Source organism: Bartonella sp. AD24XZML (assembly GCF_042196485.1).
GTDB lineage: Bacteria > Pseudomonadota > Alphaproteobacteria > Rhizobiales > Rhizobiaceae > Bartonella.
In genome coordinates, this window is sequence record NZ_JBHIQH010000015.1 from 108,730 (window position 1) to 130,493 (window position 21,764).

The window sequence follows — 21,764 nt, forward strand, 5'->3', positions numbered from 1 at the left end:
ATGAATACACAAGATGTCATTGATATTTTTAAACAAGCAGATGCTATTCTAAAAGGGCATTTTATTTTAACATCGGGGCGCCATAGTGCGACTTATATGCAAAAAGCGAAAGTATTCATGCATGCTGACTTGACGGAAAAGTTATGTCGTGGATTGGCTGAAAAAATCAAAAAATCTATCGAGGGAAAAATTGACTATGTTGTTGGTCCCGCAATTGGGGGTCTTATTCCTTCCTATGAAACTTCACGTCACCTTGGTGTTCCTTCTCTTTGGGTAGAGCGTGTAAATGGCATCTTTGAATTGCGTCGTTTTGAAATCAAGAAGGGTGCACGGGTTGTTATTGTTGAAGATATTGTAACAACGGGTCTTTCCATTCGTGAGACTGTTGAAGCGCTTGTTACAACAGGAGCAGAGGTATTGGCCAGTGCATGTATCCTTGATCGTTCTGGTGGTAAGGTCAATGTTGGAGTTCCATTGATTGCGCTTGCTGAATACGAGATAACCTCTTATGCTAGTGATGCACTTCCTGCAGAGCTTTCTGTTCTTCCCGCGATTAAACCAGGCAGTCGAAATATTTAATTGTCGTTCTATTTTTTTGTGCAAAAGCTTAAAAAGATTAATTTGGATGATATAGATTATTTCATCATCAAAAGATGTATATTGAGAGTCATATGCTTTTTCGTCGTCGAAAACCAATAGATTTTGTAACGCGTATTCGACTTTGGTTATGGCCACGTCGTTCATTTTCTCGCTCATTTTGCTACATACATAAACGTATTTTGCGTATATCAGCAACACCGCATGAAGTAGCATTAGGGGTTGCTGTTGGCGTTTTTTTAGCTTGTTCACCGTTCTTTGGGTTGCATATTATTTTGGCAATATTTTTTTCTTGGCTTTTGCGTGCAAACTTTGCTGCCGCAATCATTGGGACAATTTTTTCTAATCCACTCACATTTTTATTGATTGTCATGGCTGATTATAAAGTAGGGTATTTTTGTTTATCACTTTTTAGCGATGTCAAAGAGATTTCTCTTTCGCAAATTCGTGCTCTATTTAATGGTTTGACATTGTCAAATCTCTCTCTCCTCTTTAAAGGCGCATGGGATACAATTATGAGTCCTATGATTTTAGGGGGAACTCTTTTAGGTATTGTTTTTGGTGGTTTATCTTATATAGGTGTTTACAGAGCAACGGTTCGTTTTAAACAAAAGCGATATCAAAAGATTATAAAAAAAGGCGTTTAAAGAAGCGCTCATCGTAAGAAAGATCGGGTAATATCTTATGATTATTGGTCTTGGAAATGATCTGGTTGATATACGACGTATTGAGAAAATGTTGGTTCGTTATGGTGAGCGTTTTATCCAACGGATTTTTACGGATATTGAAAGAAATAGATCTGAAAATCTCAAAAAAAGCTCCTCTTCCTATGCAAAAAGATTTGCTGCGAAAGAAGCATGTGCTAAAGCCTTAGGAACGGGAATCGCTTGTGGTATCAATTGGAAAGACATGGGGGTAGTTAATTTGCCATCTGGTAAACCAATAATGCAATTAACAAATCGTGCGCAAATGCAACTTCAAAAGTTATTACCTCCTCATCATGATGCAGTTATTCATCTTAGCATAACAGATGATTTTCCTTGGGCACAGGCATTTATTATTATCGAAGCACTTCCACGTGGATAGATGGCGTGAGAGATTGTGCTTTTGTTATTTGAATATTATGATGAAAAAAATTATATCTGTGATGAGAAGGCAGTTGGTGATGATCCCAAAAGATAAAGTGCATAAAAAAGAAAAAAAAGGTGGGCTTCTTGAATTTATTTCTGTTTTAATACAGGCTTTGCTTTTAGCAGCGTTTATTCGGACACTTTTTTTCCAGCCGTTTAGTATTCCTTCCGGTTCAATGCGTCCTACTTTGTTGGTGGGAGATTATCTGTTTGTTTCTAAGTATGCATATGGGTATTCTCGTTTTTCCATCCCCTTTTCTCCTCCTCTTTTTTCTGGACGGATTTGGGCATCTCAACCTCAACGTGGAGATGTGGTCGTTTTTCGCTTACCAAGTAATCCGAAGATTGATTATATAAAACGCGTCGTTGGGCTACCAGGTGATCGTATACAAGTCCGTCAAAGTGTCCTTTATATTAATGATGAGGCTGTTTCACGTCACTTTATGGGGGAGATTGATAATTCTGATATAACGGAAGTGAACTATCCTGTTGAGGTTTATCGCGAGACAATGCCTAACGGTGTCAGTTATGATACACTTGATTTAGCTTTCATCCCGAAAGTTGATGATACAGAAGTCTTTGAAGTTCCTCAAGGACATTACTTTATGATGGGAGATAACCGCGACAATTCAGATGATAGTCGTTTAGATGTAGGCTATGTTCCAGAAGAAAATCTTATTGGTCGCGCGAGCGTGATTTTCTTTTCTATCAGTAATGGTTCAAGTGCTTGGCAGATTTGGCGCTGGCCATTTGATGTGCGTTGGAAACGTTTGTTTTCTTTCATAAATACGGTTCATGATTTGCCGCTTATCAAGCAAGGAAACAACGATGAAACGTCTCATGATTGATCAGCTTTTCAAGCTGACGGGGCATTGTTTTAAAGATGAAGAGAGGTTAAAGAAGGCATTAACACACTCGAGTGTACAAGATTCGGAACAGGGGAATTATGAACGACTAGAGTTTCTAGGGGATCGGGTTTTAGGGCTTTTGATTGCAGAGATGCTGTATCAACTTTTTCCTCAGGCAAGTGAAGGTGAATTATCAGTCCGTTTAAATCATCTGGTCAATGCACAGACATGTGCTGATATTGCGCGTGAAATGAGACTTCCTGATATGATCCGTGTTGGTTTTGAGATGAAAAATTTTGAGGGGCGTCGACTTATCAATATGCATGCAGATGTCGTGGAAGCTTTGATTGCCGTAATATATCTCGATGGAGGATTGGAAAGTGTTCGCCCTTTTATTCAAAAATATTGGCAAAGTAGGGCAAAGAAAATGGATGCTGGTCGACGTGATGCCAAGACAGAATTACAGGAATGGGCGCATATCCAAGGCAATGCACAACCACATTATCAGGTTATAAAACGTTCAGGTCCAGATCACGATCCTGTTTTTATGGTAGAGGTCAGTATTTCTGGGTTTGCTTCAGAGATTGGGCAGGGAAGCTCCAAAAGATATGCTGAAAGAATGGCAGCTGAAAAAATTTTGCGACGAGAGGGTGTATGGAAAACAGTGGGAAAAAATAATCATGAGTGACGTTATGAAAACGCGTTCTGGGTTTGTTGTGCTTATTGGGATGCCTAATGCCGGTAAATCGACATTGGTTAATCAATTGGTTGGAACAAAGGTTTCAATTGTAACACATAAGGTACAAACAACACGAACTTTAATCCGCGGTATTGTCATTCATGATGATGTGCAAATTGTGTTGGTCGATACACCGGGTGTTTTTCGTCCCCATAAGCGCTTAGAACGAGCCATGGTCTCTGCTGCTTGGGGAGGGGCTAAGAGCGCTGATGTTCTGCTTGTTTTAATTGACGCTCAAAGTGGTCTTTCGGATGAAGTTGATATGATGTTAGATATTGTAAACAATATGAAACAAGAAAAAGTTCTTGTTCTTAATAAGGTTGATACAGTTGTTAAATCATCTCTTCTAGCGTTAACCACTAAAATAAATGAACGTGTAAAGTTTGCGCAAACATTTATGATTTCTGCTCTAAACGGTTCTGGTTGCAAGGATTTACTTCATGCGTTGAGTAACATGATGCAGGAAGGACCATGGTATTATCCGGAAGATCAAATTTCTGATATGCCTATGCGTCATCTTGCTGCTGAAATTACGCGTGAAAAACTTTTTCTTCGTCTTCATGATGAACTTCCTTATTCCTCAACGGTTGAAACAGAAAACTGGGAAGAGTGTTCAGATGGTTCCGTTAAAATTAATCAAGTTATTTATGTCGAGCGTGAGAGTCAGAAAAAAATTGTCTTAGGAGCAAAAGGCGATACAATTAAAGCGATTGGTCAAGCAGCACGTAAAGAACTCATGGAAATTATGGATCAAAAGGTTCATCTTTTTCTCTTTGTGAAAGTGCGCGATAATTGGGATACCGATCCAGAACGTTATCGTGAAATGGGATTGGATTTTTTAAAATAAGATTTTTAAAAATAATTAAAGTAAAATGAAGTGGAAAGAACAAGCCGTTATACTTGGTACGCGCCAATATGGTGAAACAAGTGTTATTCTTGAGATTATGACACGTGAACATGGTCGTTATATGGGAGTGGTAAAAGGGGGGCGCTCGCGTCGCATGGCAGCTCTTCTTCAACCTGGAAATTTTGTGGAGGCTGAATGGTGGGCTCGTTTAGACGAACATTTGGGACTTTTCCGGCTTGAAGCTCTTGATTTACATGCGGCACGATTAATCTGTCTACCAGAAGCACTTTATGCTTTGCAATTGATAGCTTTTCATTTGCGGCTTCTTCCCGAACGTGATCCGCACCCCATTTTATATGATATTTTACACCTTTTTATGCAGAATTTTGATGAACCATTTGTAAATGCAGAATTGCTTGTACGTTTTGAAATGCGGCTTCTTGAAGAACTTGGTTTTGGTCTTGATTTATCTTGTTGTGCTGCAACAGGTCGTCAGGAAAGGCTTCATTACGTATCACCAAAATCTGGTCGGGCTGTCTGTGAAGAAGCAGGAGAACCTTGGAAAAAAAAGCTTCTTATTCTACCACAGTTTCTTGTACAAAGAATGACTCGTCCTGCTGATTTTAGTGATATAATAAATGGTTTTATACTGACGGGTTTTTTTCTTATGCGTCATGTCTGGGAGCCACGAGATATAAAGCAGCCGTCAGTGCGCATGAATTTGATACAATTGTTTGAGCGCCAATTTGGTGTACAGGCATTAATTTGTTGATCTGATGATAATTGAATGGGAAAATGAGAATTTTAAAGACAATTGCTGAAGTTCGCCAATATACTTCAGAGGAACGACGTTTAGGTTTTTCGATTGGTTTTGTTCCAACAATGGGGGCATTGCATGATGGTCATCTTGCATTAGTACAGTATGCAAGAGCAATGTGTGATCGCGTAGTGGTTTCTATTTTTGTCAATCCAAAGCAATTTGGACCTCATGAAGATTTTTCTCAATATCCAAGAGATTTGAAGGGCGATTGTGCTTTGTTAAAAGAAGCAGGTGTTGAATGTGTTTTTGCTCCTTCTGTAGATGAAATGTGGCCACTAGGAAATGATACAATTGTGCAAGTGAAAAAATTATCACGTATTTTGATGGGAAAATTACGTCCGGGGCACTTTTGTGGTGTAACAAGCGTTGTTGCTAAACTTTTTAACATTGTCCAACCAGATAAGGCTTTTTTTGGGGAAAAAGATTTTCAACAAATTTTAATTATTCGGCGTATGGTTGAAGATTTGGCTTTTCCTATTGAAATCGTTGGAGTTCCTATTCTACGGGAGTCAGATGGTGTAGCTTGTTCTTCACGCAATCAGCTTTTAACATTAGAAGATCGTAAAGCTGCCAAAATTCTTCCTGAAAGTGGAAAAGCTGCTGAAAAGCTTTACCATGAAGGTGAACGGTCGGTTGATAAATTATGCAAAACTGTTTATGATATTTTACAACAAGAAACGCGTGCAATCATTGAAGCGATAGATTTACGGGATATGCAAACTTTATGCGCGATTAGAGGAACATTGAATAAACCAGCAGTTTTACTTCTTACTGTCCGCTTTGGTGAGGTAAGGCTGATTGATCAATATATATTGCAAGAGAAGGGTGGAAAATGAGTGTACATAAAACCGTAAAGCGTATAACATCTTCCGAAATACGTGCAAGAAAGGGACAACAGCCAATTGTTTCTTTAACAGCTTATCAAGCTTATACTGCGCGGATTGCTGATCCATATTGCGATATCCTTTTGGTTGGTGATAGCGTTGGGATGGTTGTGTATGGGTTTGAGACAACGCTTCCTGTTAATTTAGATATGATGATTTCACACGGGAAAGCCGTGGTGCGTGGATCTCAAAAAGCTCTTGTGGTTATTGATATGCCTTTTGGATCTTATGAGGAAAGTCCAGAGCAAGCTTTTTTTAATGCATCGCGCATTCTTGCACAAACGGGGTGTGGTGCAGTTAAGCTTGAAGGTGGCGTTTATATAGCCGAAACAATAGATTTTTTGTGTAAACGTGGCATTCCAGTGATGGGGCATATCGGTCTTACACCCCAAGCAATGAATCGTTTTGGTGGTTTTAAAACACAAGGACGCAAGGAGAATGATTGGCAAAGAATTGAAGCAGATGGAGTAGCGATTGAAGAGGCAGGTGCTTTTGCTGTTGTTTTAGAAGCAATGGTTGAACCTTTAGCGGTGAAACTGACAGATAAGCTTTCTATCCCTACGATCGGTATAGGGGCGTCCAATCAATGTGATGGGCAAGTATTAGTTATGGAAGATATGTTAGGTTATGGTGCCCATGTGCCAAAATTTGTTCGTCGTTATGGAAATCTTGAACAAGCCATGGAAATTGCAATCAAGAATTATGCAGAGGATGTCACATCTCGTGCTTTCCCAGCGGATAATGAAGTTTATAAACTAAAATAAACTTCAGTTTAATATGAAAGGTTTGACAAGAGAACATTTGTTATTTTGATAATAAATGTGCATTATTTAATATATTTTGTATACAATTTGAGCTGTGATTTTTCCATTTCTTGAATGGAGTCACGCCTCTCATGCAAAACAGAACGCCATTGGGTCGCTAATTCACGTGCTTTTTTAAAGAGAGCTTTCTTAAGGCACCCAATCCTATTTCGCGATGGCGTTCGTGAATAGTATAGTGGTAAGTCCCTTATGAAGTGTATAAAATTTATAGAGCACTCCCGTCTTTACGCTTCATAAGAGAGCAAGCCGGCATCATCACACACTTTGCCAATTTTCAATGCTGCGACAGCGCTTAGCACTTGAGGTGGTCCATAAGAAGCATTTTAACTCTTTCTTTAAAAAATTTTACCCACACGCCAGCCCCGCTTGTGGTGTGCAAGAGAATGATTTTGATTGATTCAATATAAACAGATTTGAAATGAGTGAAGCTTACGATATTAGGAGCTCTCATTCAAAATGAAAAAACAATGAATTATTATTATAAGTCAGTGTGATGAGTCTGTAATGACAAGGAATCAACAATGCGAAGAGTCTATAATCTTTGGGCATCTAAGTCATTAAAGCGCGTTAAAAATGCGTTTTCAATGTGTTGTGTAGAATAGGGGGATAAATTAAGATCATCGGGTAGAATATTATTGGGAGAGCCAAAATAGCGAAGGGCTTCTTCTGTATTAAATCCAGCAAGCGTAATCGCTTCATAATAGGCAGCAATACGGTCGGCTTGTTTAATTTTTTTTAAAAGTTTTTGAGAAAGATCAACGGGAAGAGAAAAGCGCATGTGGATAGCATCTTGGATGCGCTTTTCAACGCGTTCATATTGTTTTCCTATGACAGCTTTAAAAGGGGAAATCATATCACCGATGACATATTCTGGAGCATCATGAAGAAGGGTATAAAGACATTCGTTGTTTCCCGATTGTGGAAAAAGTTTTTGAAATATTTGTTCAACCAAAAGTGAATGTTGTGCAACAGAATAGGCATGCTCTCCTCGTGTTTGACCGTTCCAACGTGCTACGCGAGAAAGTCCATGGGCAATATCTTCAATTTCAACATCAAAAGGAGAAGGGTTGAGAAGATCAAGTCGCCTTCCAGAGAGCATTCTTTGCCAAGCCCGGGCTTCTCCATTTTTTAATAATTCAGCTTTAGCCATGCGTGTTTTCTATAGTATTTTCAGGAAAGGTAAAATTCATATTTTCAGCAATGCTTATAGTGACAGGAATGTTTTTTACAGTAAAGGGGATGTTATGATCCATAGCATCTTTGACGTGGTCAATACGCATTAAAGCAAGAGCCTCATTTTCTACACATGTTCCCAAGTAGCCAAGCACTTTTGTTCCTGCTTCAATGCTAGATTGAGGGGGTAATTTACACTGGCCTTTTACAATAAAAATACGGCGACGTGCTGCACGGCGGTGGTGCATTCGTGAAACAATTTCTTGTCCAATATAACATCCTTTATTGAATGCAAGTCCATTGATTTGATCGTAATTAATATCATGAGGAAAGACTTTGCCAACTTCATAGTCTTGACCACTTTCCGCAATTGCATAACGGATACGCAATTGATTCCATGTATCATGATATTCTGAAGTCAAAAAAGTTTTTTTTCCATAGATTCGTATTATTTTTTCTTGTTGTGGGAAGCGTTTATCAACAAAACTTGAATCAAAATTTAAAGTATCTGATTCATTATTCAAAGAAACCGTAACAAGCTCTTGTAATGGTTGTGTAATTTCTACTTTTTTACGCAGCTTATAGAGCAACAGACGTTGGTGAAGCGTATCAGCTAAAGGCATTCTGATATCAATCAGGTAACCATTTTCTTTTTTTCCGATAAGAAAATCAGCAAGAACCTTTCCTTGTGGGGATAAAAGGGCTCCAGGGAAAAGTTCCTGTGGACTGATTTTTTTTACATCTGTCGTGATCAAGGATTGTAGAAAATCTGTTGCTTCTTCCCCTATAATTTGAATAAGCCCGCGGTTTTTTAAGCAAATGGCATTTTGTTTTTCAATCATGGTTCTTGCCTTTCTGCTCAAAGTTACATAATCGATAAGTGAGCAATATGTAAGGAGCGTGGCTATGTTTAAAACATTTGATACAATTTTTAAAGGTGCAACACTTGTGAATCATGATGGAAGAAGCAAGCGTGATATTGGTATTACAAATGGTCGTATTGCTGAAATAGGCAACCTTACATGTGCATCGGCTAGTGAGGTCATTGATTGTACAGGGCTTCATATTTTACCAGGAATTATTGATAGCCAAGTGCATTTTCGTGAGCCAGGGAATGAATATAAGGAAGATTTGGAAAGTGGCTCGTATTCTGCTGTGTTAGGGGGTGTTACGGCAGTTTTCGAAATGCCTAATAGCAATCCATTGACAACATCAGAAGAAACATTAAGCGATAAGGTTCAACGCGCATTTCATCGAATGCATTGTGATTTTGCATTTTGGGTTGGAGGAACGCGTGAAAATGCTCATGAATTATCTGAATTAGAAAGACTTCCTGGTGCGGCTGGAATTAAAGTCTTTATGGGGTCCTCTACCGGTGATCTTTTGGTTGATGATGATGAAAGTGTACGCCTTATTTTGAAGAATACACGCCGTCGTGCGGCTTTTCATTCTGAAGATGAGGCGAGGCTCAAAGAGCGTAAAATATTGCGTATTGAAGGGGATGCATCGTCACATCCGATTTGGCGTGATGAAGTTGCGGCATTAAAATGTACGCAGCGTTTGGTAAAAATTGCTCATGAGACGAAGGCTCGGATTCATGTGTTACATCTTTCGACAGAAGAAGAAATTGATTTTCTAAAAAAACATAAGGATGTTGCAACAATTGAAGTGACACAACATCATTTGACGCTCACGGCTGATGATTATAAGAAGTTTGGTACATTAATTCAGATGAATCCGCCTATTCGTGAGCCGCGCCACCGTGACGCTCTTTGGTACGGTGTTCAACAAGGAATTATTGATGTCTTAGGTTCAGATCATGCGCCTCATACTCTTGAAGAAAAACTTCAACCTTATCCCTCTTCACCTTCAGGTATGACAGGCGTGCAAACAACAGCAGCAATTATGTTGACACATGTGAATGCAGGAAAAATATCTCTTGAACGTTTTGTTGATCTCACTTCACATGGCCCTAGTCGTATTTTTGGTATAAGTTGTAAAGGGCGCATTGCTGTTGGGTTTGATGCTGATTTAACCATTGTTGATCTTAAGCGAGAAGAAATTATTACGAATAGCTTAATTGGTTCGCGTACCGGTTGGACACCTTATGATGGTCAAAAAGTTAAAGGTTGGCCTGTTGGGACTATTATCCGTGGTATGCGTGTTATGTGGGAAGGTGAAATTGTCACACCTTCACAAGGAGAGCCTGTTAAATTTATGGAAACTTTGGTGTAAACAAATTAAAATCATAAGCATGCCGTAAAATACCATCTTTTAGAGTGGTGATATAGGGTATGTCAGCCTCTTTGGTACATAAGTGTTTTTTTATGCGTGGTGAATATTCTTAGGCTTGTTTTTAGAAACTATGAAGCAAATTACATGAGTTAGAAGCCAAGAGGAATCTTGTTCAACAAGAACCTAGATTATTTACAGAGCAAATTTAGTTAACAATCTTCATCCTTTGAGGTGTGGGGAGGAAGCCAAAGAACGATTTTGTATAGGGAAAAAGGCGCTCATACGAATAAAAGCGTATCGAGACATTATTCTTTAAACGTCTCTCTATTTTCAGAGCTGGTTTATTGCTCCCCGCATTTGTGAAAGGAGTATCATTGATATCGCTAAAATTGAGAAAGCTACTTTTTGTATAGATTAATTATTTATAATGCATGAGGAGGTTTTCAGATAAAATTCTTCCTTCCTCAATGTATTTTTGATTGGCTTCAATGGCAGCTTGTGTACAATGATGATAATTTTCTGAGAAAGCACGATATGCTTCATTAAACGCTTCATAAAAATAAGCACGTCTTTGTGGAATGGGGTGTTCTGCTTCAATCAGTGCATTCATATAGTCATACCATTGGTTTGTTGGAGGCTCGCAAAGATTTTGGAGAGAATGCAATGATCCCAAAATTTCTGCTAGTCGGAGTAATTTTTTTTCATAAGGTGGAGATTGTTGTGCAAAGGCTGGCATTGAAATGACAAGAAATATTAAAATAATGATGTTTATCAATCTATTATGCATTATTTTTATTGCTTTCTTTGAATAAAACTCTGTAAGGATAAAATAATTTTGTCATGAGAACGGTGTAAAAAATAAAGTTAATTGCTACATTATTCTCAATTATTGATTATAAAATATAGGGCGTAAGAGGAAGTAAGGAACCCATTGTGGAATATTGAAAATACTGACGAAGCTTTGTGTGGTTAAAAATTTAAGATTTTCTGCCTGCAAGCTATCTATTTTTCACATAGATTTATATTGTATTGCCTATAGATTTTTTTCTAAGCTCATTTTCTTTAAGGAGGGAAAGCATCTCTAATGATAGAACGCTTTTGTCCAATCAAATAAAATAGATTGTTTTTATGATAAACGATGAATACAGCCGTAAATACAATGGGAAAATGGTAAGAAGAATTTATTATAAGATACAAGTTTTTAGCTTAAACCGCGTAATACAATGATTTGAGATAAGATACATCTAAAAGGATCGGTGCATAATATCGTCCATGGAGTCAATAAATGAAAGAGTTGCGATTTTATAATACGCTAACACGTAAAAAAGAAAAATTTACACCAATAGATGCGACAAGAGTACGTCTTTATGTTTGTGGACCAACAATTTATGATTATGCGCATATAGGAAATGCACGTCCTGTTATTGTTTTTGATATTTTATTTCGCTTATTGCGTCATGTTTATGGCAATGAGCATGTTCTATATGCGCGTAATATTACAGATGTCGATGATAAAATTAATGCACGAGCAGCTAGCGAATATCCAAACGTATCATTGAATGAGGCTATTCGTCACTTAACAGAACGTACATATTCTCAGTTTCAACAAGATACCATAGCACTTGGTTGTCTGTTGCCAACCAGTCAGCCACGCGCTACTGAGCATTTAGAGGAGATGCGCTCTTTAATTGAAAGTTTGCTTGAAAAGGGGCACGCTTATGAAGCGGAAAATCATATATTATTTTCTGTAAGTAGCATAAAAAATCCTCCCCATTATGGGGCATTTGCAAATCGTTCTTTAGATGAAATGAGGGCGGGGGCGCGTATCGATGTTGCTGCTTATAAAAGGGAAGAGATGGATTTTGTTTTGTGGAAGCCTTCTGTAGAAGGAGAACCAGGTTGGGAATCACCGGGCGGAATTCCTGTTTTAGGTCGTCCAGGTTGGCATATTGAATGTTCTGCAATGTCAATGGCAAAGTTATTAGCGCCCTATGGCGGTGGTTTAACCTGTGATGATCCGTCTGCCAATGTTTTTGATATCCATGGTGGTGGAATTGATTTAATTTTTCCTCATCATGAAAATGAGATTGCACAAAGTTGTTCAGCTTTTGGGACGGAGAGAATGGCTAATTTTTGGATGCATAATGGTTTTTTACAAGTTGAAGGCAAAAAGATGTCGAAAAGCTTTGGCAATTTCAGAACTATTCGTTCTATTTTAGAGAATAATTTGGGGGAGTTTAATGGTATTTTAACCGATGAAATGAAGCAAAATTGGGCTGGTTTGTCTGCGCGTTTTTCGATGTTGCAAACGCATTATCGTGAACCATTAAATTGGACAGCACAGCGTTTAATACAATCGAGCAGCGAACTGTATCGTTGGTATGAATGGCTTCGCAGCAAAAAGAGTGAGATGAAAAACAATGAAGCAATTGATGATACTTTGATAGATGCACTTAGTGATGATCTTAATACTCCAAAAGCACTGACTCTTTTGCGAAAATTTTATAAAGAAGGAAATGCTTTGGCTCTTCTGAATGGGATGAATTTATTAGGACTGTTAAGACAAGAATGGATTAAAGAAATAGATTGCCCATTATTTATGAGAAAAACTTTCCTTGATACAAAATTTATTGATCAGCGCATTGCCGAAAGACTAAGACTTATCCATAATAAAGAGTGGGAAGCTGCGGATACAATTCGTGATGAGCTTGCAGCCGAGGGGGTTCTTTTAAAAGACAGTAAGGATCCGCAGAGTGGTGAGCGCATAACTGTGTGGGAAATAAAACGATTTTAATTTCTCTATTCCAGCAGCTTCATAAAAAAGGAGAATATGATGGAATTTTTATATCATTATGGATATATCGCGCTTAAACTGGCTGTAGGCCTTGTTGCCTTCTTATTTATTTTAAGAACGACGGGGCGGGGGAGTCTTAGTCAGATGACACCAGTTGATTTGGTCAGTAATTTTGTCATGGGAGGTATTATTGGAGGAGTTATTTATAATCAGAATATTAGTAGCATTCAATTATTGCTTGTTTTACTCATCTGGCAAACCTTGATTACATCTTTTAATTTTATTGCACGCTATTCAGTTTTTTTTCGTCGTCTTATTGCAGGGCGGAATGTTACATTAGTTTTAGATGGAGTTTTCCAAATGGATAAGATTAAGAGCTTAGGGATCAATATTAATGATCTCATTACGATGTTACGTCTTAAAGGGTGTCACTTACATGAAGCTGCTTTTGTTCGTTTGGAAACCAATGGTGATTTCACTGTCATTAAAAAGGAAGAGGGAAAGAAATCGACGATTTTAATAGAAAATGGTGAAGTTATTGATGAGGGACTTAAAGAGATTGGTAAAACAAAAAAGTGGCTTCAGGCAGAATTGAAAAAAAAACATGTAAAAGTTGAAAGTTTATTCGCAGCAGAATGGTATGAAAATATAGATCAAAATAATAAATTGTATAGTGGATTATTTCTTGTTCCTTTTTCAAAAACAGTCTAACTTCAAAAAACGGGTAGGTATAGCTTATTGGAAGCCCCGTAATGAAGAGATGAATCTATAAACAACCACAGAGGGTATTTTGCCTGTTTGTGCGGATGATAGAGAAGTAAGGACTTTATGAAACGCAATGAAATGACAAAAACTGTATCATCAGATACAGGGAGAACTCTGCACACACTTTACAATTTATGGCCCTATATGTGGCCAGTAGGTCGGCGTGATCTAAAAATGCGTGTGTTGTGGGCAATATTTTATCTTGTTTTGGCTAAGCTCGTTCTCATATCTGTACCGTATTTCTTTAAATATTCTACGAATGTGCTTGATTCAAGCTTTCAGCCACCTAAATGGTTCCCATCCAGTTGGATTATTCCCATCATGCTCGTTTTGGCATACAATGTCGCGCGTATTATGCAGGCTGGATTAAATCAATTACGCGATTCCCTGTTTGCCACTGTTGGTCAATATGCTGTTCGTCAATTAGCTTATAAAACCTTTGTACATATGCATGAGTTATCTTTGCGATTTCATTTGGAACGCCGAACAGGTGGGCTTTCTCGTGTGATTGAGCGTGGGACAAAAGGAATTGAAGCGATCGTAAGATTTTCAATTCTTAGTACAGTACCGACAGTTTTAGAATTTATATTAACGGCACTGGTATTTTACATAAGTTATGGGTGGCATTATCTTCTCATTGTTGTTGCAACAGTTGGATTATATATCTTGTTTACCATTAAGGCGAGTGATTGGCGTATTCGCATTCGGCAAAAAATGAATACAGCGGATACTGAGGCGAATACTCGCGCTGTTGATTCTCTTTTGAATTTTGAAACGGTCAAATATTTTGGTAATGAAACTCTAGAAGCCGATCGATTTGATGCTTCTATGGTAGGTTATGAAAAAGCCGCAACAAAGATTTGGACATCGTTAAGCTGGCTTAATTTTGGTCAGACTCTTATCTTTGGTATTGGAATGACGATCATGATGCTGATGTCAGCTTATGAAGTTTTTTATAAGACACAAACTTTAGGAGATTTTGTTTTTATTAATGCGCTTTTAATGCAACTTTCCATTCCACTAAATTTTATTGGTTCAATGTATCGTGATATTCGACAAGGTTTAACGGATATTGAAGCAATGTTTGATCTTTTAGATGTTCAGAAAGAGATCGTTGATAAATCGGATGCTAAACCGTTAGAGATAAGCGATGGGACCATTTGTTTTCATCAGGTAAAGTTTTCCTATGATTCGAGACGTCAGATTCTCAGAGATATTGATTTTGAAGTTCCTGGAGGAAAAACAGTCGCTATTGTCGGTCCATCGGGTGCCGGTAAATCTACTATTTCTCGGTTGCTTTTTCGGTTTTATGATGTTGATGCAGGCTCTATCACAATTGATGGGCAGGATATTCGTGACGTAACACAAAAGAGTTTGCGTGAAGCGATTGGCATGGTCCCACAAGATACGGTGTTATTTAATGATACAATTGCCTATAATATTTGCTATGGGCGTCCAAGTGCTACAGATGAAGAGATGCGCAAAGCTGCTGAAATGGCACAAATATCAAAATTTATTGAAATTTTACCGGAAGGTTTTCAGTCTATGGTAGGAGAGCGAGGTCTCAAATTATCAGGTGGTGAAAAACAACGCGTGGCTATTGCACGGACACTTTTAAAAGCTCCTCCACTTCTTATTCTAGATGAAGCAACGGCGGCTCTTGATACGGCGACGGAACAGGAAATTCAACAAGCATTGGATATTGTAAGCCGTGGACGTACAACATTGATTATTGCGCACCGTCTTTCTACTGTTATCAATGCGGATGAAATTTTAGTTCTTAAAAGTGGTCGTATTATTGAAAATGGGACGCATACAGAGCTTTTACGCAAGAAAGGTCTCTATGCTTCAATGTGGAATAAGCAGCTTGAAGCATCGCAAGCGGAAGAAAAATTACGTAAAATGCGTGAAGAAGATGAGACGAGTGTTGTTAATCGTAAAAAATAAATAGAGCAAAATGTAATCTATATCTTTATATGGAGTGATTGATTAAATACATAAAAAGACACAAGAGGAACAAAAAGCTTTGTTGCTTGTTTAAGTTTACGATGAATAGGAAATTATATGAGTATTCTGCAATCTTTTCATAATAGCTTTGTACCGGTTCATAAAGAAGGTTATCCTTTTATTGTAGCGTTTTTTGTTATTTCGCTCATTCTTGGTTGGATATGGAGTCCGTTGTTTTGGTTTGGTCTCGTTCTCACGGTGTGGTGTGTATACTTTTTCCGTGATCCAGATCGTGTGATCCCTTTGAATTCAAATTGGGTTATGTCGCCTGCAGATGGGCGTATTTCATTTGTGGAATCATGTGTTCCACCTGAAGAATTAGGATTAGGAAAAGATGAAATGATTCGTATTTCCATTTTTATGGATGTTTTTTCATGCCATATTAATCGTATTCCTATCAGTGGTACAGTAGAGTCTATCGTTTATCATCCAGGTCGATTTACCAATGCTGACTTTGATAAAGCTAGTCAGTTTAATGAGCGTAATGGGGTGGTAATTGATAGCAAACATGGTAAAATTGGTGTCGTACAAATAGCGGGAATGGTTGCGCGCCGGATTGTTTGCTGGTCAAAAGAAAACGATGCCGTTATGACTGGTGAGCGATTTGGATTGATTCGTTTTGGTTCTCGCCTTGATATTTATACACCAACTGAAATGAAATTGCGTGTTGCAGTTGGACAGACAGCAATTGCTGGAGAAACAGTTTTGGGTTCTTTTGATGATAAGAGTGCCACAACGGACTTCAGATACGACTAGGGTTCACAATGAAAAATTTTTCGCCATTTTCTTCATTCAATCCTGAGGGGCAGCATGATGATGTTGCAAATCGGCGGCGTTCACCTACATCAATGCGGTATGTTATTCCTAATATCATTACTATTTTAGCAATTTGTGCAGGGATGAGCAGCATTCGTTTGGCTTTTGAACATCGCTATGAAGCTGCTATTTTAATGGTGCTTTTGGCCGCAGTTTTAGATGGTGCTGATGGTCGCATTGCCCGTTTAATAGATGGTAGTTCATCTTTTGGGGCACAGATGGATTCTCTTGCTGATGTTATAAATTTTGGTGTTACTCCTGCACTCATTGTTTATTCTTTTATCTTGAATCAAGCGAATCATATTGGGTGGGTTGCTGCCCTTGTTTATTGTGTTGCTTGTTGTTTGCGATTAGCACGTTTTAATGTGATGTTAGATAACCCCAATATACCTAAGTGGCAGAGAAGTTATTTTGTTGGTGTTCCAGCACCAGCAGGAGCATTATTACTTTTATTGCCTACCTATTTAGGCACTCTTGGTTTGGTCCCCAATTGGGGGTGGGCATTATTTTTTAGTCTTTATACTGTAATTATTGCTTTTCTTTTGATTAGTCGTTTACCGGTATGGAATGCAAAAACAATTGATCAAAATTTAAGGCGCGATATCGTTATACCGTGCATGTTGGTCATTGTTATTTATGTCGGTTTTCTTGCGACTTACACATGGGAAACTTTATTGATTACAGCTGTTAGTTATATGATTTTTCTCCCCTGTAGTTTTATCGCTTATAATAAACGTGCTACTTTAGAAGAGAAAAAGGCTGATGCTAAAGCTATCCAAGAATTATAAAGTGCTTCATTCTTCTATCGAGAAGCACAGAAAAAAGAGAGAGTCGAACAATTTACTTCTCATATGATGATCAATCAGGTACGTGATAATCTACAAACCGATTTTTATGGACATTAAAGAGTTTTCCAGTTTCATTTAAATCAGGTGATAACAAATGGACTATCTTTTTTGCAACCTCTTGTGGTGAAGGGAGAGTTTGTGGATCTTCACCGGGCATAGCTTCAGCGCGCATGGCAGTGCGTGTCGCACCAGGGTTGACACAATTAATCTTAATAGGGGTTTGTTTGAGTTCTTCTGCCCAACAGCGGGCAATCACCTCTAAAGCCGCTTTAGAGGCTGCATAAGCTCCCCAGAAAGGGCGCGCAGCATGCGCAACGCTTGAGGATAACAGGATGGCTCGTCCAGCATCAGATTCACGTAATAAAGGCTCAACGGCTTTCATTAAGCGCCATTGGCTGAAAAGATTTATTTGAAAAACATCTTCAAATACCGTGTTTTCTATATGCGCTATTGATGAGAGTGTTCCAAGAATTCCTGCGTTTGCAACGATAATATCAAGTTTTTTCCAGCGTTTGGCAATTGAGATAGCAAGGGTATCGATGTTTTCCATATGATGCAAGTCAAGGGGAACGAGGGTTGCATGAGCCCCTTTTTCTCGGATTTGATTATCTAATTCAGTAAGTCCACTGACTGTTCGTGCAAGAGCAATAATATGAGCGCCGCGTGCAGCAAGCTCGAGTGCTAAATAATAGCCAATCCCTCTTGATGCGCCAGTAACAAGTGCAACACGTCCATGGAGACTAAAGTCACGTTTTGTCATCATTAATCTCTTGTTTTAAGAACAAATGATTGATGAATTTTGGAGAGATTTTCTTGATCAACCAGATGCGTAGGATAATATCCAGTAAAATAATGGTCAGTAAATTGTGGGTCGGCGTTATTCCGTTTTTCCCCTGCTACAGCAAGATATAATCCATCCGTTGAAAGAAATTCTAATGAATCCGCTCCAATAAAATCACACATAGATTTTAAATCTGGATATTGATTTGCTAAAAGGTTTTCAGCTTTAGGTGTATCAATACCATAAAAGTCAGGATAAAAAATCATAGGGCTAGAAATGCGCATATGAACTTCTTTTGCTCCTGCATCGCGAAGCATTCGTACAATTTTAAGGGATGTTGTTCCACGTACAATAGAGTCATCAACCAGAATAACACGTTTTTCTTCAATCACAGGACGGTTTGCCGAATGTTTTAACTTGACGCCAAAAGCACGAATTTGTTGTGTTGGTTCGATAAAAGTGCGGCCAACATAGTGATTACGAATAATACCAAGCTCGAAGGGAATTCCAATTTTTTGTGCATAGCCAATTGCAGCAGGCGTTCCTCCATCAGGAACAGGAACCACAACATCACCCTCACAAGGGGCTTCCTGTGCTAAACGGATTCCCATATTTTTGCGTGTTGTATAAACACTACGCCCTCCAACGATTGAGTCTGGGCGGGCAAAATAAACATATTCAAACAAGCAAAGTTTTTCTGGTTTTGTATTTTCTGGTTTTATAATTTTTTTCGTAATTTCCCCATTTTTTTGTATTTCACATATGATGATTTCTCCATTTTTAACATCACGGACATATTTTGCTCCAATAATATCAAGAGCACAAGTTTCAGAACAAAAGATAGGCTTACCATCAAGTTCCCCCATCACGAGAGGTCTAATTCCTGTTGGATCGCGTGCCGCAATAAGTTTTGTACGTGTGAGCGCTAACATAGCATACCCACCTTCTACTTGCCGAATCGCATCAACAAAACGATCAGAGGACGATTCATAACGTGAGCGGGCAATAAGATGGAGAAAAACTTCTGAATCCGACGTTGATTGACAGATAGCACCAGAAGCGATGAGTTCACGGCGTAATGTGAGACCATTGGTAAGATTACCATTATGCGCAATAGCAATACCTCCAACTTTCAATTCAGCAAAAAGGGGTTGAACATTGCGTAATGCCACTTCTCCAGTTGTTGAATAACGGGTATGTCCAATAGCACGATTTCCTGGTAAGCGTGCAAGTGTTGCAGGGTTTGTATAGTGATCTCCAACAAGACCTAAATGCTTTTCTTGATGAAATATTTTATTATGGTAAGAAACAATCCCAGCTGCTTCTTGCCCACGATGCTGAAGTGCGTGGAGTCCAAGAGCTGTTAATGTTGCAGCATCTTCATGCCCAAGAATACCAAAAACTCCACATTCTTCATGAAGGGTATCATCATCTAATGAAAATTCTTGACAGAAAACATCGCTTTTTATCATCATATTCTTTCAGTTGTGATATGGAGGAATCATTAATATCATATTTTACATCATTTAGTTCTCTTTCCTCATGAAAAACTATTTTCTATTTTTTGAAAATTATCTTTTCATGAGAGTGTTGCTCATACGTATGTTTATTGCTGTCTTTAAACAAATTTTCCGTCTTTTCGAGAACAGATCCAATATCTTTTGGGAGTATTTCCCAAACTTTTTGTCCCAATGAATCTAAAATAGGCCTTGTTTTTGCATTTTTTAACCAATTCGCTTGAAGCTCGGGTTTAATCAGTGCATTAATCAGCAACATACCGATGACCATGATAAGTAAACCACGAAGTGCTCCAAAAATAAAACCAATAGTACGGTCAAGTATACCAATTCGACTATCAATAATAAAATCAGAGATCTTCATTGTAATAATTGAAGTAATAATGAGAACAATAATAAAAATAGTGACCAATGTTGTGATCAATGCAATCATTTTATTAGAGAGATATTGTTCAAAGAAAGGTAAGACAGGTTTGAATAAAAACAGTGTCGTAACAGCTGCAACTGCCCAAGAAATCAACGATAACACTTCACGTGAAAATCCTCGAAGCATAGCAAGAAAAGCGGACAACAGGATGATTACTACGACAATTCCATCAAGGATTGTTATGATCATTTGTTTGTTCCTTATACATAAAGTTATGTTCTTTTAAGTCTGTGTGCAAATATATTTTTTGTTATGCCATTTTTTGTTCTTATAGCAAGGATCTTTTGTATTTTATAGAGTTTTTTCTATATTATCATATCTGTGGTGCAGATCATTTTTTACTTACGGTAAGAGTAGCAACGAGTTCGGGAAGGTCGGAGAAAGTTTTTTGTTGAAAGTTGAGCGACTTCATCATTTCGGTTGTTGTTGTGGGGTGAAAGGCTCCTTGAAAGCCGAGTTTTTTTGCTTCATTGATGCGCTGTGCTGAATGTGCAACAGCGCGGGTAGCTCCTGAAAGACTGACTTCACCAAAATATACATAATCCGTTGGCAATGCGATATTGGCAAGAGAAGATACCAAAGCAGCGGCTACAGCTAAATCAGCAGCGGGTTCTGATATGCGATATCCACCTGCTACGTTCAGATAGACATCATGCTGTCCAAAACGAATGCCACAATGGGCTTCTAAAACGGCAAGAATCATAGAAAGGCGATTTCCATCCCATCCGACAACCGCACGTCTTGGTGTCCCAAGGGAAGAAGGAGCAACAAGCGCTTGAATTTCTACGAGTATCGGGCGAGTCCCTTCCATTCCTGCAAAAACAGCAGCGCCTGGTGCTTTTTCATTACGTTCCCCTAAAAATAATTCAGATGGATTTATCACTTCGCGTAATCCTTTATCAGACATTTCAAAGACACCAATTTCATCTGTTGGTCCGAAGCGATTTTTTACAGTTCTAAGAATGCGATAATGATGTCCTCCTTCACCCTCAAAATAGAGAACGCCATCAACCATATGTTCAACGACTCGAGGACCAGCAATTTGTCCATCTTTTGTAACATGCCCAACAAGAACAACAGCGGCTCCTGTTTTCTTGGCAAAGCGGATCATTGCCTGAGCACCGATACGTACTTGTGTGACAGTGCCAGGTGCTGAATCTGCTGTATCTGACCATAGGGTTTGAATCGAATCGATAATCACCATATCAAGGTTTTTATGTTCGCTTAAGGTTGCCAGAATATCTTCAACATTGGTTTCAGCAGCAAGTTTCACTTCTGTATTGTTTGCTTCAAGCCTTTGTGCGCGCAGACAAATTTGCGCAATAGCCTCTTCACCTGAAACATAGATGACATTATATCCTTTACGTGATAAAGCAGCGGCTGTTTGTGTCAGCAATGTTGATTTACCAATACCCGGATCACCTCCAACAAGGAGTGCTGATCCACGGACAAAGCCCCCACCGGTAACACGATCAAGTTCAGCAATACCAGAATGAATACGTGGAGCATCTTCGATATTTCCAGAAAGAGATGTGAGTGTGACAATGCGTCCTTTACGGGCATTTTGCTTAGGACCACTTCCTATACCGCTATTTATAGTTTCTTCGATAAGGGAATTCCATTCCCCACAAGCGCTACATTTTCCTGCCCAACGAGAATGGATGGTTCCGCAATTTTGACAGATAAATTGAATACGATTACGCGCCATGTCG

General features: G+C 38.6%; 22 protein-coding genes and 1 pseudogene. 15 read left to right on the forward strand and 8 right to left on the reverse strand.

Going from position 1 to position 21,764, the window contains the following annotated elements:
- The 9 genes from pyrE (at window position 1) to panB (ending at window position 6,629) form a co-directional block, all read left to right on the forward strand.
- Window positions 1-579, forward strand: coding sequence for an orotate phosphoribosyltransferase (gene pyrE, locus ACFIMX_RS01760; RefSeq protein WP_375640608.1), 579 nt, complete (start codon window positions 1-3; stop codon window positions 577-579).
- Between the two features lie 92 nt (window positions 580-671).
- The gene (locus ACFIMX_RS01765) at window positions 672-1,244 is read left to right on the forward strand and encodes a DUF2062 domain-containing protein (RefSeq protein ID WP_375617637.1); all 573 of its coding nucleotides are present in this window, start codon (window positions 672-674) and stop codon (window positions 1,242-1,244) included.
- A gap of 37 nt (window positions 1,245-1,281) precedes the next feature.
- Window positions 1,282-1,683, forward strand: coding sequence for a holo-ACP synthase (gene acpS / locus ACFIMX_RS01770; protein WP_375606308.1), 402 nt, complete (start codon window positions 1,282-1,284; stop codon window positions 1,681-1,683).
- 79 nt (window positions 1,684-1,762) lie between these two features.
- Window positions 1,763-2,575, forward strand: coding sequence for a signal peptidase I (lepB, locus tag ACFIMX_RS01775; protein WP_375640607.1), 813 nt, complete (start codon window positions 1,763-1,765; stop codon window positions 2,573-2,575).
- On the forward strand, window positions 2,556-3,263 hold the full coding sequence (gene rnc / locus ACFIMX_RS01780) for a ribonuclease III (protein WP_375617639.1): 708 nt from the start codon (window positions 2,556-2,558) through the stop codon (window positions 3,261-3,263). Before lepB ends, rnc begins: the two co-directional genes overlap by 20 nt.
- On the forward strand, window positions 3,256-4,161 hold the full coding sequence (gene era, locus ACFIMX_RS01785; protein WP_375693938.1) for a GTPase Era: 906 nt from the start codon (window positions 3,256-3,258) through the stop codon (window positions 4,159-4,161). Before rnc ends, era begins: the two co-directional genes overlap by 8 nt.
- A 25-nt stretch (window positions 4,162-4,186) precedes the next feature.
- The gene (gene recO, locus ACFIMX_RS01790) at window positions 4,187-4,933 is read left to right on the forward strand and encodes a DNA repair protein RecO (protein ID WP_375617640.1); all 747 of its coding nucleotides are present in this window, start codon (window positions 4,187-4,189) and stop codon (window positions 4,931-4,933) included.
- Between the two features lie 23 nt (window positions 4,934-4,956).
- Window positions 4,957-5,817 (forward strand): pantoate--beta-alanine ligase, encoded by an 861-nt coding sequence (gene panC, locus ACFIMX_RS01795; protein WP_375640559.1) that lies wholly within the window; start codon window positions 4,957-4,959, stop codon window positions 5,815-5,817.
- Window positions 5,814-6,629 (forward strand): 3-methyl-2-oxobutanoate hydroxymethyltransferase, encoded by an 816-nt coding sequence (panB, locus tag ACFIMX_RS01800; protein ID WP_375693939.1) that lies wholly within the window; start codon window positions 5,814-5,816, stop codon window positions 6,627-6,629. Before panC ends, panB begins: the two co-directional genes overlap by 4 nt.
- Before the next feature lie 92 nt (window positions 6,630-6,721).
- Here the strand turns inward: panB and ACFIMX_RS01805 are convergent.
- The 3 genes and pseudogenes from ACFIMX_RS01805 to ACFIMX_RS01815 form a co-directional block, all read right to left on the reverse strand.
- Window positions 6,722-6,870 (reverse strand): annotated as a pseudogene (locus ACFIMX_RS01805) (integrase); the annotation flags it as partial.
- A gap of 351 nt (window positions 6,871-7,221) precedes the next feature.
- Complete coding sequence (locus ACFIMX_RS01810; RefSeq protein ID WP_375693940.1) at window positions 7,222-7,839, reverse strand: YfbR-like 5'-deoxynucleotidase; 618 nt, start codon at window positions 7,837-7,839, stop codon at window positions 7,222-7,224.
- Window positions 7,832-8,704: a YgfZ/GcvT domain-containing protein gene (locus tag ACFIMX_RS01815; RefSeq protein ID WP_375640556.1), complete on the reverse strand. Its 873-nt coding sequence runs from the start codon at window positions 8,702-8,704 to the stop codon at window positions 7,832-7,834. The genes ACFIMX_RS01810 and ACFIMX_RS01815 overlap by 8 nt, the downstream gene beginning before the upstream one ends.
- Before the next feature lie 64 nt (window positions 8,705-8,768).
- Between ACFIMX_RS01815 and ACFIMX_RS01820 the strand changes: the two genes are divergently transcribed.
- Entirely contained in the window at window positions 8,769-10,097 is a 1,329-nt protein-coding gene (locus ACFIMX_RS01820) for a dihydroorotase (RefSeq protein WP_375640555.1), read from the forward strand.
- A 418-nt stretch (window positions 10,098-10,515) separates the two neighbouring features.
- Here ACFIMX_RS01820 and ACFIMX_RS01825 read toward each other — a convergent pair whose 3' ends face one another.
- On the reverse strand, window positions 10,516-10,884 hold the full coding sequence (locus ACFIMX_RS01825; protein WP_375617646.1) for a TIGR02301 family protein: 369 nt from the start codon (window positions 10,882-10,884) through the stop codon (window positions 10,516-10,518).
- Between the two features lie 498 nt (window positions 10,885-11,382).
- Between ACFIMX_RS01825 and cysS the strand changes: the two genes are divergently transcribed.
- The 5 genes from cysS (at window position 11,383) to pssA (ending at window position 17,267) form a co-directional block, all read left to right on the forward strand.
- Window positions 11,383-12,891 carry a cysteine--tRNA ligase gene (gene cysS / locus ACFIMX_RS01830; RefSeq protein ID WP_375617647.1) on the forward strand — a complete coding sequence of 503 codons (1,509 nt, stop codon included), beginning with the start codon at window positions 11,383-11,385 and terminating at the stop codon, window positions 12,889-12,891.
- Window positions 12,892-12,930: 39 nt separating this feature from the next.
- Window positions 12,931-13,602: a DUF421 domain-containing protein gene (locus tag ACFIMX_RS01835; protein ID WP_375617712.1), complete on the forward strand. Its 672-nt coding sequence runs from the start codon at window positions 12,931-12,933 to the stop codon at window positions 13,600-13,602.
- 117 nt (window positions 13,603-13,719) lie between these two features.
- The gene (locus ACFIMX_RS01840) at window positions 13,720-15,603 is read left to right on the forward strand and encodes an ABCB family ABC transporter ATP-binding protein/permease (protein WP_375617648.1); all 1,884 of its coding nucleotides are present in this window, start codon (window positions 13,720-13,722) and stop codon (window positions 15,601-15,603) included.
- Between the two features lie 117 nt (window positions 15,604-15,720).
- Complete coding sequence (locus tag ACFIMX_RS01845) at window positions 15,721-16,419, forward strand: phosphatidylserine decarboxylase (RefSeq protein WP_375617649.1); 699 nt, start codon at window positions 15,721-15,723, stop codon at window positions 16,417-16,419.
- A gap of 8 nt (window positions 16,420-16,427) precedes the next feature.
- Window positions 16,428-17,267: a CDP-diacylglycerol--serine O-phosphatidyltransferase gene (gene pssA / locus ACFIMX_RS01850; protein WP_375611225.1), complete on the forward strand. Its 840-nt coding sequence runs from the start codon at window positions 16,428-16,430 to the stop codon at window positions 17,265-17,267.
- Window positions 17,268-17,337: 70 nt separating this feature from the next.
- Here the strand turns inward: pssA and ACFIMX_RS01855 are convergent, their stop codons facing one another.
- The 4 genes from ACFIMX_RS01855 to radA all read right to left on the reverse strand — a co-directional run bounded on the left by ACFIMX_RS01855 (window position 17,338) and on the right by radA (window position 21,760).
- On the reverse strand, window positions 17,338-18,087 hold the full coding sequence (locus tag ACFIMX_RS01855) for an SDR family NAD(P)-dependent oxidoreductase (RefSeq protein WP_375693945.1): 750 nt from the start codon (window positions 18,085-18,087) through the stop codon (window positions 17,338-17,340).
- Between the two features lie 2 nt (window positions 18,088-18,089).
- Window positions 18,090-19,583: an amidophosphoribosyltransferase gene (gene purF / locus ACFIMX_RS01860; RefSeq protein WP_375693941.1), complete on the reverse strand. Its 1,494-nt coding sequence runs from the start codon at window positions 19,581-19,583 to the stop codon at window positions 18,090-18,092.
- A gap of 82 nt (window positions 19,584-19,665) precedes the next feature.
- The gene (locus tag ACFIMX_RS01865; protein WP_375617651.1) at window positions 19,666-20,241 is read right to left on the reverse strand and encodes a CvpA family protein; all 576 of its coding nucleotides are present in this window, start codon (window positions 20,239-20,241) and stop codon (window positions 19,666-19,668) included.
- A 142-nt stretch (window positions 20,242-20,383) separates the two neighbouring features.
- On the reverse strand, window positions 20,384-21,760 hold the full coding sequence (gene radA, locus ACFIMX_RS01870) for a DNA repair protein RadA (RefSeq protein WP_375612937.1): 1,377 nt from the start codon (window positions 21,758-21,760) through the stop codon (window positions 20,384-20,386).
- Window positions 21,761-21,764 lie beyond the last annotated feature (4 nt).

Coding starts and splice junctions, on each gene's coding strand:
- lepB (WP_375640607.1), top strand. CDS start 1,763: ATGATCCCAAAAGATAAAGTGCATAAAAAAGAAAAAAAAGGTGGGCTT.
- cysS (WP_375617647.1), top strand. CDS start 11,383: ATGAAAGAGTTGCGATTTTATAATACGCTAACACGTAAAAAAGAAAAA.
- ACFIMX_RS01865 (WP_375617651.1), bottom strand. CDS start 20,241: ATGATCATAACAATCCTTGATGGAATTGTCGTAGTAATCATCCTGTTG.
- ACFIMX_RS01845 (WP_375617649.1), top strand. CDS start 15,721: ATGAGTATTCTGCAATCTTTTCATAATAGCTTTGTACCGGTTCATAAA.
- era (WP_375693938.1), top strand. CDS start 3,256: ATGAGTGACGTTATGAAAACGCGTTCTGGGTTTGTTGTGCTTATTGGG.
- ACFIMX_RS01840 (WP_375617648.1), top strand. CDS start 13,720: ATGAAACGCAATGAAATGACAAAAACTGTATCATCAGATACAGGGAGA.
- purF (WP_375693941.1), bottom strand. CDS start 19,583: ATGATGATAAAAAGCGATGTTTTCTGTCAAGAATTTTCATTAGATGAT.
- ACFIMX_RS01835 (WP_375617712.1), top strand. CDS start 12,931: ATGGAATTTTTATATCATTATGGATATATCGCGCTTAAACTGGCTGTA.
- pyrE (WP_375640608.1), top strand. CDS start 1: ATGAATACACAAGATGTCATTGATATTTTTAAACAAGCAGATGCTATT.
- ACFIMX_RS01825 (WP_375617646.1), bottom strand. CDS start 10,884: ATGCATAATAGATTGATAAACATCATTATTTTAATATTTCTTGTCATT.
- ACFIMX_RS01820 (WP_375640555.1), top strand. CDS start 8,769: ATGTTTAAAACATTTGATACAATTTTTAAAGGTGCAACACTTGTGAAT.
- recO (WP_375617640.1), top strand. CDS start 4,187: ATGAAGTGGAAAGAACAAGCCGTTATACTTGGTACGCGCCAATATGGT.
- panB (WP_375693939.1), top strand. CDS start 5,814: ATGAGTGTACATAAAACCGTAAAGCGTATAACATCTTCCGAAATACGT.
- acpS (WP_375606308.1), top strand. CDS start 1,282: ATGATTATTGGTCTTGGAAATGATCTGGTTGATATACGACGTATTGAG.
- pssA (WP_375611225.1), top strand. CDS start 16,428: ATGAAAAATTTTTCGCCATTTTCTTCATTCAATCCTGAGGGGCAGCAT.
- ACFIMX_RS01855 (WP_375693945.1), bottom strand. CDS start 18,087: ATGACAAAACGTGACTTTAGTCTCCATGGACGTGTTGCACTTGTTACT.
- ACFIMX_RS01765 (WP_375617637.1), top strand. CDS start 672: ATGCTTTTTCGTCGTCGAAAACCAATAGATTTTGTAACGCGTATTCGA.
- rnc (WP_375617639.1), top strand. CDS start 2,556: ATGAAACGTCTCATGATTGATCAGCTTTTCAAGCTGACGGGGCATTGT.
- ACFIMX_RS01810 (WP_375693940.1), bottom strand. CDS start 7,839: ATGGCTAAAGCTGAATTATTAAAAAATGGAGAAGCCCGGGCTTGGCAA.
- radA (WP_375612937.1), bottom strand. CDS start 21,760: ATGGCGCGTAATCGTATTCAATTTATCTGTCAAAATTGCGGAACCATC.
- panC (WP_375640559.1), top strand. CDS start 4,957: ATGAGAATTTTAAAGACAATTGCTGAAGTTCGCCAATATACTTCAGAG.
- ACFIMX_RS01815 (WP_375640556.1), bottom strand. CDS start 8,704: ATGATTGAAAAACAAAATGCCATTTGCTTAAAAAACCGCGGGCTTATT.